General features: G+C 60.4%; 12 protein-coding genes and 4 tRNA genes. 3 read left to right on the top strand and 13 right to left on the bottom strand.

From position 1 onward, the window contains the following. Nucleotides 1-91: 91 nt before the first annotated feature. Nucleotides 92-1,114 (top strand): sensor domain-containing diguanylate cyclase, encoded by a 1,023-nt coding sequence (locus tag IB234_RS10110; RefSeq protein WP_225580465.1) that lies wholly within the window; start codon nt 92-94, stop codon nt 1,112-1,114. 46 nt (nt 1,115-1,160) lie between these two features. On the opposite strand, the gene IB234_RS10105 is transcribed toward IB234_RS10110, so the two are convergent. Next, nucleotides 1,161-1,235: transfer RNA gene (locus IB234_RS10105), tRNA-Arg, on the bottom strand. A gap of 399 nt (nt 1,236-1,634) precedes the next feature. Here IB234_RS10105 and IB234_RS10100 point away from each other — a divergent pair. Continuing rightward, nucleotides 1,635-1,961 carry an Arc family DNA-binding protein gene (locus tag IB234_RS10100; protein WP_192317804.1) on the top strand — a complete coding sequence of 109 codons (327 nt, stop codon included), beginning with the start codon at nt 1,635-1,637 and terminating at the stop codon, nt 1,959-1,961. 121 nt (nt 1,962-2,082) lie between these two features. Here the strand turns inward: IB234_RS10100 and mgtE are convergent, their stop codons facing one another. Next, nucleotides 2,083-3,525, bottom strand: coding sequence for a magnesium transporter (mgtE, locus tag IB234_RS10095; protein ID WP_192317064.1), 1,443 nt, complete (start codon nt 3,523-3,525; stop codon nt 2,083-2,085). Nucleotides 3,526-3,841: 316 nt separating this feature from the next. Here mgtE and IB234_RS10090 point away from each other — a divergent pair, with 316 nt between their 5' ends. Continuing rightward, on the top strand, nt 3,842-4,345 hold the full coding sequence (locus IB234_RS10090) for a DUF4124 domain-containing protein (protein ID WP_192317062.1): 504 nt from the start codon (nt 3,842-3,844) through the stop codon (nt 4,343-4,345). Between the two features lie 41 nt (nt 4,346-4,386). On the opposite strand, the gene IB234_RS10085 is transcribed toward IB234_RS10090, so the two are convergent. The 11 genes from IB234_RS10085 to astA form a co-directional block, all read right to left on the bottom strand. Beyond that, nucleotides 4,387-4,463, bottom strand: a tRNA-Arg gene (locus IB234_RS10085). 73 nt (nt 4,464-4,536) lie between these two features. Continuing rightward, nucleotides 4,537-4,613, bottom strand: a tRNA-Arg gene (locus tag IB234_RS10080). Between the two features lie 104 nt (nt 4,614-4,717). Further along, a tRNA-Ser gene (locus IB234_RS10075) sits at nt 4,718-4,808 on the bottom strand. Between the two features lie 62 nt (nt 4,809-4,870). After that, nucleotides 4,871-5,056 carry a carbon storage regulator CsrA gene (gene csrA / locus IB234_RS10070; protein WP_003244478.1) on the bottom strand — a complete coding sequence of 62 codons (186 nt, stop codon included), beginning with the start codon at nt 5,054-5,056 and terminating at the stop codon, nt 4,871-4,873. Between the two features lie 184 nt (nt 5,057-5,240). Next, nucleotides 5,241-6,479 carry an aspartate kinase gene (locus tag IB234_RS10065; protein WP_192317060.1) on the bottom strand — a complete coding sequence of 413 codons (1,239 nt, stop codon included), beginning with the start codon at nt 6,477-6,479 and terminating at the stop codon, nt 5,241-5,243. Nucleotides 6,480-6,581: 102 nt separating this feature from the next. Then, on the bottom strand, nt 6,582-9,206 hold the full coding sequence (gene alaS, locus IB234_RS10060; protein ID WP_192317057.1) for an alanine--tRNA ligase: 2,625 nt from the start codon (nt 9,204-9,206) through the stop codon (nt 6,582-6,584). A 153-nt stretch (nt 9,207-9,359) separates the two neighbouring features. Next, on the bottom strand, nt 9,360-10,352 hold the full coding sequence (gene astE, locus IB234_RS10055) for a succinylglutamate desuccinylase (RefSeq protein ID WP_192317055.1): 993 nt from the start codon (nt 10,350-10,352) through the stop codon (nt 9,360-9,362). Between the two features lie 14 nt (nt 10,353-10,366). Then, a complete protein-coding gene (locus IB234_RS10050; protein ID WP_192317052.1) occupies nt 10,367-10,654 on the bottom strand; it encodes a topoisomerase II in 288 nt (95 codons plus the stop codon). A 15-nt stretch (nt 10,655-10,669) separates the two neighbouring features. After that, nucleotides 10,670-12,016 carry an N-succinylarginine dihydrolase gene (astB, locus tag IB234_RS10045; protein WP_192317050.1) on the bottom strand — a complete coding sequence of 449 codons (1,347 nt, stop codon included), beginning with the start codon at nt 12,014-12,016 and terminating at the stop codon, nt 10,670-10,672. Continuing rightward, entirely contained in the window at nt 12,016-13,479 is a 1,464-nt protein-coding gene (gene astD, locus IB234_RS10040) for a succinylglutamate-semialdehyde dehydrogenase (protein WP_192317048.1), read from the bottom strand. The genes astB and astD overlap by 1 nt, the downstream gene beginning before the upstream one ends. Next, on the bottom strand, nt 13,476-14,501 hold the full coding sequence (gene astA / locus IB234_RS10035) for an arginine N-succinyltransferase (RefSeq protein WP_192317046.1): 1,026 nt from the start codon (nt 14,499-14,501) through the stop codon (nt 13,476-13,478). Before astA ends, astD begins: the two co-directional genes overlap by 4 nt. Between the last annotated feature and the right edge of the window lie 12 nt (nt 14,502-14,513).

Below are 14,513 nucleotides of genomic sequence, written 5' to 3'. Positions count from 1 at the left end.
TCTGCCTAACAGTTCCTTGCTGATACGAACAAAGCCCTGCATCCTTGGCTCATAACAATGACAACATGCTATGAGCCAGGGATTCGCGCTGATGTTCAAGCGACTGCGCAACGATTTCCAGCTGTCCATCATCACCCTGATGGGCATCATCGGGGTACTGGGCATCACGCCCTATGCGGCCTACCGCCTGCTGCACAATAACCTGCTGGTAGGCGTCGCCGATGTGGTGATAGTCCTCTCCACACTCTCCGCAGTGATCTACGCCTGGCGCACGGGCGATACCGAAAAACCCGGCCTCTATCTGGCATGCGTGTTTTCGGTGGCCGCGACACTTATCGCCATCAATCTGGGCGTCAACGGCCTGTTCTGGATCTATCCGCTGATCCTCTTTAATTTCTTCATGGTCTCCCCCGGAAAAGCCATCGCAGCCACCCTGCTTGTACTCGCCGGACTGGTAGGTCATGCCCTGCGAGAACCCGGCAGCGTGTTCGAAAGCAACTATCAGATGATCTCCTTCCTGGTAACCAATGCCATGGCCGGAGTACTGACCTTCATCTTTGCTTACCGCACCCGCATTCAGCGTGAGCAATTACAACTGCTGGCCATCCAAGACCCGCTGACCGGGGCGCGAAACCGTCGCGCAATGAACGACGAACTTAAGATTGTCGCTTCCAGCAAGCGCCGGCATGGACGCAGCTACGGCGTACTGGCTATGGATCTGGACCACTTCAAGCAAATCAACGATCTTCATGGCCACCAGGCTGGCGACCAAGTGCTTATTGACTACGCGAAGCTGATCCGCAGCTGCTCTCGCCAGGAGGATCGATTGTTTCGCTTCGGAGGCGAAGAGTTTCTGCTGCTGCTTCCAGACACGGATGCCGAGGGGCTCGAAACTGCCGCACAGAACCTGCTCAAGGAAGTAAGATCAGGCCTAAGAAGCCCTGGCGGACCGGTCACCGTCTCCATCGGCGGCGCCATATTGCATGCGGAAGAGCCCTGGAGCCACTGGCTTCAACGTGCAGACCAATGTCTCTACCAGGCAAAAAAAGAGGGAAGAGATCGGGCCATTATTGCCTCCCTCACGTCACTCGCAGCCACTCAAGCCCTGACTTGAGCCCCGCTACCGCCTGCTACCGCCTGCTACCGCAGCTGATCAGTAATGGCGCCCCCTGCTGGAGTCGAACCAGCATCTAACCCTTAGGAGGGGTTTATTCTATCCATTGAACTAAGGGGACCGAGACATCGCTACCGCCGAGGCGGTCGGTAGCCATCTCTGCTATCCAATTGAATTTTCTGAATAACTTCGATGACGCCAGTCATCCTAACTGGGCTAGCACGCTTTGTCATGTGGTTTGCACCACCCCCTTCTCTATGCAGCGCCAAGTGGCCCAACCAATTAAGCAAAAATGCCGACTCGTCGTGTTTTGCCGACCAGAACACATTTCTGACAACCGGTGCTGGCAATACGCCTCCACCCATCTCACAATTTACGCCGTATAATTGGCGTCAAATAGAATGACAACCCAATCTCGATGCCAGGCAGCCAACTGAACCAGTAAGCGCTACCATGGTCATACCAGCGACACATGTAGCTGAATGCCAGCATCGTCCTTCTGAACTAACCGGTTTAGTACATACAACCTATGAAACAGGCCCTCTATTCCAGCCGCACAGCTGACAAGTTCGTAGTCCGCCTCCCCGACGGCATGCGCGAGCGCATCGCCGATGTAGCGCGTAATCACCATCGCAGCATGAACTCGGAGATTATTGCCCGCCTGGAACAGAGCCTGGTTCAGGAAGGCGCGCTGGGAGACGAACTCAATCTGCGCTTGGACAGCCCGGAGCTTTCCCTTCACGAACGAGAGCTGCTACAACGCTTCCGCCAGCTGTCCCACCGTCAACAGAACGCACTGGTAGCGCTGATCGCTCATGATGCGGAACTGAGCAACACGGAGGATTGACTCCTCACCCAACAAAAAAGCCAGTCAACCCAAATCGACTGGCTTTTTTGTTTCTAGGGCTCACTACTACTTCCATGAAAATGACAGACCACCCTCTTGCCCCATCTCTAGTACTGGCCCTTTAAAGCAAAAACAGGGTGGCCAAGCCTAGGAAGATAAAGAAACCACCACTGTCTGTCATTGCAGTGATCATCACGCTTGCCCCCATGGCCGGATCCCGACCCAGGCGAATCAACGTCATCGGAATCAATACACCCATCAGCGCCGCCAGCAAAAGGTTCAGCGTCATGGCGCCAGTCATGACCAACCCCAGAGACCAACTGTCATAGAGCCAGTAAGCAACCACGCCAATCACGCCCCCCCAAAGCACGCCATTGATCAGCGCCACCCCCAGCTCCTTGCGCAAGAGGCGCGAGGTATTGCCGGTACTGACCTGATCCAGCGCCAAGGCCCGGACAATCATGGTGATCGTCTGGTTACCCGAATTCCCACCAATCCCCGCCACGATCGGCATCAGGGCAGCGAGTGCCACCAGCTTCTCAATGGACCCCTCGAACAGACCAATCACACGCGATGCCAGAAAAGCGGTGACCAAATTCACCGCCAGCCATGCCCAGCGGTTGCCGACCGATTTCCATACCGAGGCGAAGATATCCTCCTCCTCCCGCAGACCAGCCATGTTGAGAACTTCGCTCTCGCTCTCCTCACGAATCAGGTCGACCATTTCATCAATGGTCAGCCGCCCAATAAGACGCCCCTCCTTGTCGACCACAGGCGCGGAAATAAGGTCGTAACGCTCGAACGCCTGAGCCGCATCATAAGCGTCCTCGCCCGGCTGGAAGCTCACCGGATCGCTAGCCATGACCTCGCCGACCTGCCTGTCTGGATCATTAACCAGCAGGCGCTTGATGGGCAGCACACCCTTCAGCACGCCGTCGTAGTCAACCACGAACAGCTTGTCAGTGTGGCCCGGCAACTCCTTTAGCCGTCGCAGATAACGCAGCACCACCTCCAGACTGACGTCTTCGCGAATGGTGACCATCTCGAAGTCCATCAGCGCACCGACCTGGTCTTCCTCGTATGACAGAGCAGAACGCACGCGCTCGCGCTGTTGTGCATCCAGGGATTCCATCAGCTCGAGCACTACATCGCGCGGCAACTCTGGAGCTAGGTCAGCCAGCTCATCCGCATCCATGTCCTTGGCGGCAGCGAGAATCTCATGATCATCCATGTCCGCAATCAGCGACTCACGGACCGCATCGGAGACTTCCAAGAGGATGTCGCCATCCCGCTCAGCCTTGACCAACTGCCAGACAGTCAGACGATCATCGAGCGGGAGAGCTTCGAGAATATGAGCGACGTCGGCGGAGTGCAGTTCGTCGAGCTTGCGCTGTAATTCGGCGAGATTCTGGCGATGAACCAGGCTCTCGACCCGGTCTTGATGCTGGCCTTCCTGACGGTGGGTCAGGCTTTCTACCAGTTTGTGGCGATGCAGGAGTTCGACCACCTGAGCGAGGCGGTCCTGCAGGCTTTCCTGCGGTTTTTTGGCTTCTACTTCAGTCATACGGCACGCTCCACCCCAGCAGCTGGGCGCGCCGCGGAGGTCAATCAGTCAACACGCGATTGGGCGGAAAAATATTTGAGTAACTACTGGGTAAGTCCATGGTGGCTATCCACAAGCCCCGACGGGGCTGACGTAGAAATAATAGCACCCCACCCTGTTTCGGCGCGACAAAATCAGGCCCAGAACAAGCACTTGCGACACCCATTTAGACATGCTCGTAACCTTTTTTCCGACGTATGCACCGCACCACAAGGCACGCTAGCAAGATGAAAAAGCCAAGCTAGGCTGGAGAAACAATCGTCAAGGAGGACGAACCATGCTACGAATCATGTGCGCAGGGCTTTGCGCGCTTCTGCTATGCCCCGCCATCCCTAGCCAGGCGTCAACGGTGTTCCGATGCGAAGACGACAATGGCCATATCACCTATACGATGCATGGCTGCCCAGAAAGCGCCAGCCTGGACCTGCAGGACGCCTACAATCCAACACCAGGAAAAGGCAAAGCCGTACCCCTAGCCAAGCCTCATAAAGCGCAAAAGAAAGCTCGCAGCAAGGTAGACGAACGTCAGGTAGTAGTCGTCGGCACCAAGCAGGACGGCTGCGGCAACAAACTCACCAGCAACGAACGGCGCCGCGCAGTCATTCGCCAACAGGTGCGCGGAGGCATGACCCAGCGCGACGTGGAAAGCACCTTGGGAAAACCGGACAAGATCACCAGCAGTAACGGACAAACCCGGTACCACTACGCCGACGACAAAGGAAATCGCCGCCAGGTGACATTCGATGAGTTCGGCTGCGTGCAAGAGAAGGGCAAACGCTGAAAAAGCAAAAGGCCCGCATCGCTGCGGGCCTTTTGGCTTTATGGCGCACTCAGGAGGATTCGAACCTCCGACCGCCCGGTTCGTAGCCGGGTACTCTATCCAGCTGAGCTATGAGTGCATATGGCGCTTTTAGACCAGATCACCACTGGTTGAAACAAAATGGCCTGCATTGCTGCAAGCCATCTTCGATATGGCGCACTCAGGAGGATTCGAACCTCCGACCGCCCGGTTCGTAGCCGGGTACTCTATCCAGCTGAGCTATGAGTGCGTGGGTTGCGCATTTTAGTGATCTTAACCATCAGGTCAAGCACTTTTCCGAATCAGCTCAATAACTTATCGGATTTAGCACAAACACAACCGAAGTTGTGAATATGGCGGAGAAGGGGGGATTCGAACCCCCGACACCCTTTTGAGGTGTACTCCCTTAGCAGGGGAGCGCCTTCGGCCACTCGGCCACCTCTCCGCAACACGGGGCGCATGATAACCATGTTTTCCCCGTTTGCAAAGCCAAAATTTCGAGAAAAATTAGTGGCTTGGTTCGTCGCCCTTCTCTTTCTGGATGCGCTGGTAAATCTCTTCGCGATGCACGGCAACCTCCTTAGGAGCATTGACGCCAATGCGCACCTGATTACCTTTCACGCCCAACACGGTGACAGTGACATCATCACCCACCATCAGGGTCTCTCCGACCCGGCGAGTCAGAATCAGCATTCCTTTCTCCTTACGGATTCAATTACGGGACAACAGTCTGCAAGAAATAAATGGTGGCAGCCCCGCGCATATCAAGTGCGACGCCTCCACCCAGTATTGACCAGCCCGGACAAAAGAAAAGTCCCCTGCCAAACCGACCAAAAAAGAGAAAGGCGCGGATGACCGCGCCTTTCGGGTAAAGCAGTTACTCGGCCTGTCGGGCCGGAGCATCCAGCTCGAAGGCGGTGTGCAGCGCGCGCACAGCCAGTTCCAGATACTTCTCTTCGATGACCACGGAGACCTTGATCTCGGAGGTAGAGATCATCTGGATATTGATGGTCTCCTTGGCCAGGGCCTCGAACATACGGCTAGCAACACCCGCATGGGAACGCATGCCGACGCCGACGATGGAGACCTTGGCAATGTCGGTATCACCAACAACCTCGCGAGCCCCCAGCTCACGCGCGGTATTTTCCAACACGCCCATGGCATTGCTGTAATCGTTGCGGTGCACGGTGAAGGTGAAATCGGTGGTGTTATCGTGCGCGACGTTCTGCACGATCATGTCCACTTCGATATTGGCAGCACTGATCGGGCCGAGGATTTTGAAGGCTACACCCGGGATATCCGGCACGCCGCGAATGGTCAGCTTGGCCTCGTCGCGATTAAAAGCGATGCCGGAAATGATCGGCTGTTCCATGGATTCCTCTTCATCAAGGGTAATGAGGGTGCCCGGCCCCTCCTGGAAGCTGTGCAACACGCGCAGCGGGACGTTGTACTTGCCGGCGAACTCCACCGAGCGGATCTGCAGCACCTTGGAACCGAGGCTGGCCATTTCCAGCATCTCTTCGAAGGTAATCTTGTCCAAGCGCTGAGCCCGAGGCACCACACGCGGGTCGGTGGTATAGACACCATCGACATCCGTATAGATCTGGCACTCGTCGGCCTTCAACGCCGCAGCCAGGGCCACACCGGTAGTGTCCGAGCCACCACGACCGAGGGTGGTGATGTTGCCTTCGTCGTCCACACCCTGGAAACCGGCGACCACAACAACGCGGCCAGCCTTAAGGTCAGCACGAATCTTCTGGTCATCAATCTGCAGAATACGCGCCTTGGTATGGGAGTTGTCGGTGAGGATGCGCACCTGGTTGCCGGTATAGGACACTGCCGGCACGCCGCGCTTGATCAGGGCCATGGCCAACAGAGCGATGGTCACTTGCTCGCCGGTGGAAACCATCACGTCCAGTTCGCGCGGGATCGGCTGACCATCGCTGACCTGCTTGGCCAGGTCGATCAGGCGGTTGGTCTCGCCACTCATGGCAGACACCACCACGACGATGTCGTCGCCGTTTTCGCGGAACTTCTTCACCTTGTCGGCCACCTGCTGGATACGATCCACGGTACCGACGGAGGTGCCCCCAAACTTCTGTACGATCAACGCCATGTCAAAAAGCCGCCTGATTCCTCGAAGGGCGCCCATTAAACCCGCATCGGGTCACACTGCCAAGGCCCGCCGGACGCACTGCAGGCCTTGGTTTCGCCGTATTTAGGCGCCTTGTTCGACGAAGGTTGCCGCCAGGGCCAGCGCTTCGTCCAGCTTGCCGGCATCCACGCCGCCGCCCTGGGCCATGTCCGGGCGACCGCCGCCTTTACCACCGACAGTCGCCGCGGCCTGACGCATCAGGTCGCCGGCCTTGAACTTGGCGGTCAGGTCCTGAGTGACACCGGCAACCAGCACCACCTTGTCCTCGAACACGCCGCCGAGCAGGATCACTGCGCTGCCGAGCTTGTTCTTCAATTGGTCGACCATGGCCAGCAAAGCCTTGCCATCCAAACCGTCGAGACGCGAAGTCAGTACCTTGACGCCCTTCACGTCCACGGCCGAACCGGCCAGATCATTGCCAGCGGCGCTGGCGGCCTTGGCCTTGAGCTGCTCCAGCTCTTTTTCCAGCTGGCGATTGCGCTCGAGCAAGCCGGCAAGCTTGTCCAGCACATTGTCGCGACTGCCCTTGACCAGCGCAGCAGCTTCTTTCAGTTGCTCTTCCGCGCCATTTAGCCAGGCCAGCGCTGCTGCACCGGTAACCCCTTCGATACGGCGCACACCGGCGGCCACGCCGCCTTCGCTGGTAATCTTGAACAGGCCGATGTCGCCGGTGCGCGAGGCATGGATACCACCGCACAGCTCGACGGAGAAGCCGCCACCCATGGTCAGCACGCGCACGTCGTCGCCGTACTTCTCGCCGAACAGCGCCATGGCGCCCTTGGCCTTGGCGGTCTCGATGTCGGTCTCTTCGGTCTCGACCTCGGAGTTCTTGCGGATCTCGGCGTTGACCATCTCTTCCAGCTGTTTCAACTGCTCCGGCTTGATCGCCTCGAAGTGGCTGAAGTCGAAGCGCAGGCGCTGGCTATCGACCAGCGAGCCTTTCTGCTGCACGTGATCACCGAGCACCTGGCGCAGCGCGGCGTGCAACAGGTGAGTGGCGGAGTGGTTCAGTGCAGTGGCCTGACGCACACCAGCATCGACCCCCGCCTGCACAGAGGCACCAACCTTCAGGCTGCCCTGGGCCAGGATGCCGTGATGCAGGAACGCGCCGCCGGCCTTGGTGGTGTCTCGCACATCGAAGCGCACACCAGCGGCGGTCAGCAGACCGCTGTCGCCGATCTGGCCGCCGGACTCGGCGTAGAACGGTGTGGTATCGAGCACCACTACGCCCTCTTCGCCTTCGTTCAGGCTGTCTACCGCTGCGCCGGCCTTGAACAGGGCGACGACACGCCCTTCGCCCTGAGTGGCCTGGTAACCGGTGAATACAGTGTCCACATCAACCTTGACCAGGCTGTTGTAGTCCATGCCGAACGAGCTGGCGGAGCGGGCGCGCACGCGCTGGGCTTCCATCTCACGCTCGAAGCCTTCCTCGTCGAGGGTCAGCTCGCGCTCGCGGGCGATGTCGCCGGTCAGGTCGACCGGGAAGCCGTAGGTGTCATACAGCTTGAACACCACGTCGCCGGGAATGACGCTGCCCTTGAGGTCGGCCAGGTCCTGCTCGAGGATCTTCAGGCCCTGCTCCAGGGTCTTGGCGAATTGCTCTTCCTCGGTCTTCAGCACGCGCTCGATGTGCGCCTGCTGTTGCTTCAGCTCAGGGAAGGCTTCGCCCATCTCGGCCACCAGGGCAGCGACGATCTGGTAGAAGAAACTGCCCTTGGCACCCAGCTTGTTACCGTGACGGCAGGCGCGACGCACGATGCGGCGCAGCACGTAGCCGCGGCCCTCGTTGGACGGGGTCACGCCGTCGGCGATCAGGAAGCCGCAGGAGCGGATGTGGTCAGCCACTACTTTCAGCGAAGCCTGACCTTCGTTGGCGCAACCAATGGCCTTAGCCGCGGCATTGAGCAGGCTCTGGAACAGGTCGATCTCGTAGTTCGAGTTGACATGCTGCAGCACGGCGCTGATGCGCTCCAGGCCCATGCCGGTGTCCACGCTCGGTGCCGGCAGCGCGTGCAGCACACCGTCAGCAGTACGGTTGAACTGCATGAACACGTTGTTCCAGATCTCGATGTAGCGATCACCGTCTTCTTCCGGCGAACCGGGCGGGCCGCCCCAGATGCGCTCGCCGTGGTCGAAGAATATCTCAGTGCACGGGCCGCATGGGCCGGTATCGCCCATCGCCCAGAAGTTGTCGGAGGCGTACGGCGCACCCTTGTTGTCGCCGATGCGGATCATCCGCTCGGCCGGGATGCCGACGTCCTTGTGCCAGATGTCGTAGGCCTCGTCGTCGGTGGCATAGACGGTGACCCAGAGCTTCTCTTTCGGCAGGTTCAGCCACTTGTCGCTGGTGAGGAATTCCCAAGCGTAGGAGATCGCATCGCGCTTGAAGTAGTCGCCGAAGCTGAAGTTACCCAGCATTTCAAAGAAGGTGTGGTGGCGCGCGGTGTAGCCGACGTTTTCCAGGTCGTTGTGCTTACCACCAGCACGCACGCACTTCTGGCTGGTGGTGGCGCGGGTGTAGGCGCGCTTCTCCAAGCCGAGGAAGCAGTCCTTGAACTGGTTCATGCCGGCGTTGGTGAACAGCAGGGTCGGGTCGTTCGCCGGAATCAGCGAGCTGGATGCCACACGGGTGTGCCCCTTCTCTTCGAAGAAGCGGAGGAAGGCTTCACGGATTTCTGCGCTTTTCATTTATTCATTCCAGGCAAACGGCGGCCACGGCAAAGCCGCAAAAGGCCGCATTATATCGGCCTCGCGCGGCATGGACAGCCCGTTTGCGGGGAATTTGGATAGAAAGCCTCTATCGAGCCACGGAGTGACCCAAATCGAGAGCAAAGAACCGTCTCAGAGTTCAGCGGGTACGATCAGGATGCCGGCGCGCAGGCCGTTCTTGACCCTGGGATTGGGGAAGATGATCCGTGCGCCCTGCTCCTCCACCAGCCAGCGGGTGCCGGCAATGTCCTCGGCCAGCAGGAAACCTGGCTCCAGCTCGGTGAAGTTCTCGATATCGTCCGGCAGGTATAGCTTGAAGGCATCACTGTGCTTGATCACCTCACGGGCCACCGCGAACAGCTGCATATTGCCCAGCGAGTCGGATTCAGGCTCGCAGTTCTCGATCAGTTCGCGAAGGCGCTTTTCCAGCAGGTCCAGATTGACCATCTGGTTCTGGCCGAATGGCCGCGCCTTGCCCAGCTCCAGGGTAAAGGCCTCAGCACCCAGGCGCGCGTAGGTGTAGGAGCTGAAGGTGATGCCGGTCTTGCGCTGCAGCAATACGGCATCGATGCCGGCCGCACTCAGACGAGCCAGCTCGGCGCGCGAATGCTCGCGCCCTTCGACGTACGGATAGAGAGCGAACTGTTCGATCTTCGAAGCACGAATTGCGGTGTGCAGGTCATAGTGCAGACGCGCCCGCCCCTCCTTGCTGAAGAAGGTCGCCGCATGACGTTCCAGTTCGTTGGCGCGTAGCGCTTCGAAGCCGCTGCTCTGTTCATGGCGGCCATCGAACAGACGGTTGATGTCCTGCTCGACATAGCGCTCGCCATGCCGCATGGCTTCAGGGTTGCCGAACAGGAACAGGATGCGCGCCTTCGGCAGCAATTGCCCCGAGGCCACGGCCTGGACCAGGCGATCAACCAACTCGATCGGCGCCGTCTCGTTGCCGTGAATGCCGGCCGACAGCAGCAGGTCGAGGCCGCTGTCGTCGCTGGCAGTGGGCGTCACTTCCAGCACACCTTCGCCTAGCCAATGCAGGCGCGCGCCCTCGCGGGTCAGCTGAATCTTCTCGGTCGGTTCGCGGCCGGCCAGGGTGAGTTCGAGCAGTTTGCCGAGGGCGAGCATGGCAGGGGCAATCCTCAGTGGTTGCAGTCGGGACCGTGAACGTGGTCGTCGTCTTCGTCACCCACATCGGCGGGCTCCATTTCCAGCTGCAGGCTGACCAGGTTGGTGGCCAGAGGGCGCAGCAGCAGGTTGGCGTATTCGGTGTCAGCCTCATCGACGTCGACACCGATCAGCAGCTGACCATTGCCAGCCTGCTGGATCCACACTTCCTTGCCCTGCCAGATCACGGCAAAGCGGGTGCAGGAAGTTTCCAGCTGGGTGCCGTCAGTGTCTTCGAGGATGAGTTGCAGGGCGTCGGACATGGAATCAGTACTCTGTTAAGCCAATTGGAAGGGGTAAACCGAGCCCAGTTTAAGGATCTGCGTCAGTTCATCCAATGCTGTGCGGCATTCGACCAGCAATTGCGGGTCGGCCAGATCGCTTTCCGCCAGACGGTCTCGGTAGTGCTTGTCGACCCAGGTATTCAGGGTGCCGAACAGTTCCTGGGTCATCACCACACCTGGGTTGACCGCCGCCAGCTCCTGCTCCTTGAGCGCCACACGCAGGCGCAGGCAGGCCGGACCACCGCCGTTCTGCATGCTCTGCTTGAGGTCGAACACCTTGACCTCACGAATCGGACCGCTGCCGCTGGTCAGGTGCTGCAGGTAGCTCCAGACATTGGCGTTGTTGCGGCACTCCTCGGGTACGATCAGCAGCATGCTGCCGTCGGCGCGGGTCAGCAGTTGACTGTTGAACAGATAGGAACGCACGGCATCGTCGACGCTCACCGCATCGCGTGGCACCAGCACCGGCTGGAAGTTGCCAGCACGGCGAGCGAGCTTGTCACCCAGCTCGGCGAGGACCTTGTCGGTGTCGAGGAAGGCGTCCTGGTGATAGAACAGCACCTCGCCATTGCCGACCGAGATCACGTCGTTGTGGAACACCCCCTGGTCGATCACCGATGGGTTCTGCTGGGCGTAGACCACGCCCTCCTCACCCAGGCCATGCAGGCGGGCTACCGCCTGGCAGGCTTCCAGGGTTTGCCGCGCCGGATAACGCTGCGGCGCCGGGAAGCGGCTGTCGAAGGCACTGCGACCGAACACAAAGAACTCGACGCCGGCTTCGCCATAGCCCTTGCAGAAGCGCGTGTGGTTGGCCGCACCCTCGTCACCGAACTGCCCGACGGCCGGCAGCGCGGCATGGTGAGCGAAGTGCTGCTCATTGTTGAACATGGCACGCAGCACGCGACTGGTGGTCGGGTGTTCGATACTGCGGTGGAACTTGCAGTTGAGGTTGGCGGCGGTGAAGTGCACGCGGCCATCCGCGGTGTCGGCGCTGGGGCTGACGGTGCAGGAGTTGGCAGTCCACATGCTGGAAGCCGAGCTGACGGCGGCCAGCAGCGGCATGGATTCCTTGGCAGCCTTGGCGATCACTTCGGCATCAGTGCCGGTGAATCCGAGACTGCGCAGCACGGCGACGTCCTGGCGCTCCTGCGGGGCGAACACGCCCTGCTTGAAGCCCATGTCCATCAGCGCCTTCATCTTGCCCAGACCCTGTTTGGCCGCTTCCTTCGGGTTGGAGGCCGCCTGGCTGTTGCTTTGCGACGCCACATTGCCGTACGACAGGCCACCGTAGTTGTGGGTCGGGCCGACCAGACCGTCAAAGTTCATCTCATAGGCGGGCATCACAGACTCACTCCCGGGGTCAGGGTGGCGGGCAGGCTCAGGGTTTCGCTTTCCAGCGAGGCGACCGGGTAGGCGCAGTAGTCGGCCGCGTAGTAGGCGCTGGCGCGGTGGTTGCCGGAGGCACCCACGCCGCCGAACGGTGCACTGCTGGCGGCGCCGGTCAGCTGCTTGTTCCAATTGACGATGCCGGCGCGGCTCTCGATCAGGAACTGCTGGTAGCGCTCGGCGGAATCCGACAGCAGGCCGGCAGCCAGACCGTACTGGGTGTTGTTGGCCTCGGTAATGGCGGCGTCGAAACCCTCATAGCGAATCACCTGCAACAATGGGCCGAAGAACTCATCGTCGATACGGTCGGCGACCGCCGTGACATCGAGAATGCCGGGAGTCAGCAGTGCGGCATTAGCCAGTGGCTGCGACATGTCGAGCAACGATATAGCACCCCGATCGAGCAACTGGCGCTGAGCCTTGAGCAGGTGCTCGGCCGCTGCCAGGGAAATCACCGAACCCATGAAGGGTGCTGGCTGCTCGTCAAAAGCACCGACCTTGATCGTTGAGCTGACCGCCACCAGGCGCGCCAGTAGAGCGTCGCCCCAGGCGCCAACGGGCACCAACAAGCGGCGCGCACAGGTGCAACGCTGGCCGGCGGAGATGAAGGCAGACTGGATGATGGTGTAGACGGCGGCGTCCAGGTCCTGGACCTGCTCAACCACCAGCGGGTTGTTGCCGCCCATCTCCAGCGCCAGGATCTTGTCCGGGCGGCCGGCGAACTGGCTGTGCAACAGGTTGCCGGTGCGACTGGAACCGGTGAAGAACAGGCCGTCGATGCCGGCGCTGGCAGCCAAGGCTACGCCGGTTTCGCGGGCGCCCTGCACCAGATTGAGCACGCCCGCCGGCAGGCCGGCCTCGATCCAGCACTTGACCGTCAGCTCGGCGACTTTCGGGGTCAATTCGCTGGGTTTGAACACCACCGTGTTACCGGCCAACAACGCCGGCACGATATGGCCGTTGGGCAGGTGACCGGGGAAGTTGTATGGGCCAAACACCGCGACCACGCCATGCGGCTTGTGGCGCAGTACGGCAGTGGCGTCAGCCAGCGGGCCGCTCTTGGTACCGGTACGCTCGCGGTAGCTCTGGATGGAGATGGCGACCTTGTTGACCATGCTGGTCACCTCGGTGGCGGACTCCCACAGTGGCTTGCCGGTTTCCTCGCCGATGCAGCGGGCCAGCTCATCAGCATGGCTCTTCAGGGTGGCGGCAAACTGTTCAAGCACAGCGATACGCTCGTCCAGCGAACGGCGAGCCCATGTTGGGAAGGCTGCGCGAGCAGCGGCAACGGCCTGCTCGACCTGCACGGCGCTAGCGCCCTGGCCACTCCACACAGCTTCCTGACTCACCGGATTGAGCGAGTCGAAGGCCTCGCCCTGCCCGGCCTGCCAGTTGCCGGCGATGTAATGCGTGGTCATTGTTTGCTCTCCTTGGCCGACAGCGGCACGGCGCGCACATTGGCGCCAGCGCTGAGCTGCAGGCGCTTGGCGGTCAGCGGATCGACCACCAGGGTGCCGGCGGCGGCACGCGCCGGCGCGGCGGCGATACGGCAGTCTTCGCGCTTGCGATTATGAATCAGGTAGGGAATGGCATCGTCGCCCGGGGTACCCACGGCCAGCACCAGGCTCTGGCTGTCGCGCACGGCGCGGATCTTGTCGGTCTCCACCTCGATGGCTGGGCCGGCGTCAAAAATGTCGACGAAGCCCTGATAGCTGAAGCCCTCGCCCTTGAGCATGGCCAACGCCGGCTCGGTGTCCGGGTGCACGCGGCCGATCACGCCACGTGCCTCTTCGGAGAGGAAGCAGGTGTAGAGCGGAAACTTGGGCATCAGCTCGGCGATGAAGGCCTTGTTGCCGACACCGGTGAGGTAATCAGCCTGGCTGAATTCCATCTTGAAGAAGTGCCGACCGAGACTTTCCCAGAAAGGCGAGCGACCGTTCTCGTCGGACATGCCGCGCATCTCGGCAATCACCTTGTTACCGAACAGCTCGCGGAACTCGGCCATGAACAGGAAGCGCGCCTTGGACAACAGGCGGCCGTTGAGTCCGGTGCGATGGTCCGCCTGGAGGAACAACGAGCACAGCTCGGAGTTGCCCGTCATATCGTTGGCCAGGAACAGAGTGGGAATCTCGCGGTGGATCTTCAGTTCCTGGGAAGCGCTCACGGTGAGGCCGACCCGGTAGTTGTACCAAGGCTCGCGCAGGCCCACAGCGCCAGCGACAGCGGAGATGCCGACCACTTTGCCATCGTCATCCTCTAGCACGAACAGGTAGTCCGCATCGGCACGCTCGGCCTCGCCACGGAAGGCCTTCTCCGCCCAGCCGACCCGATGCGCCAGACGCTCCTCGTTGGCTGGCAGGGTGGTCAGGCCGGTGCCGGTGCTGCGGGCCAGGTCGATCAGCGCCGACAGGTCGCTGCTACGGACGGGACGAACGATCATATTGCCTCCAGA

Source organism: Pseudomonas sp. PDM16, assembly GCF_014851865.1.
Taxonomy (GTDB): domain Bacteria; phylum Pseudomonadota; class Gammaproteobacteria; order Pseudomonadales; family Pseudomonadaceae; genus Aquipseudomonas.
This window is presented reverse-complemented; position numbering and strand designations above follow the sequence as displayed.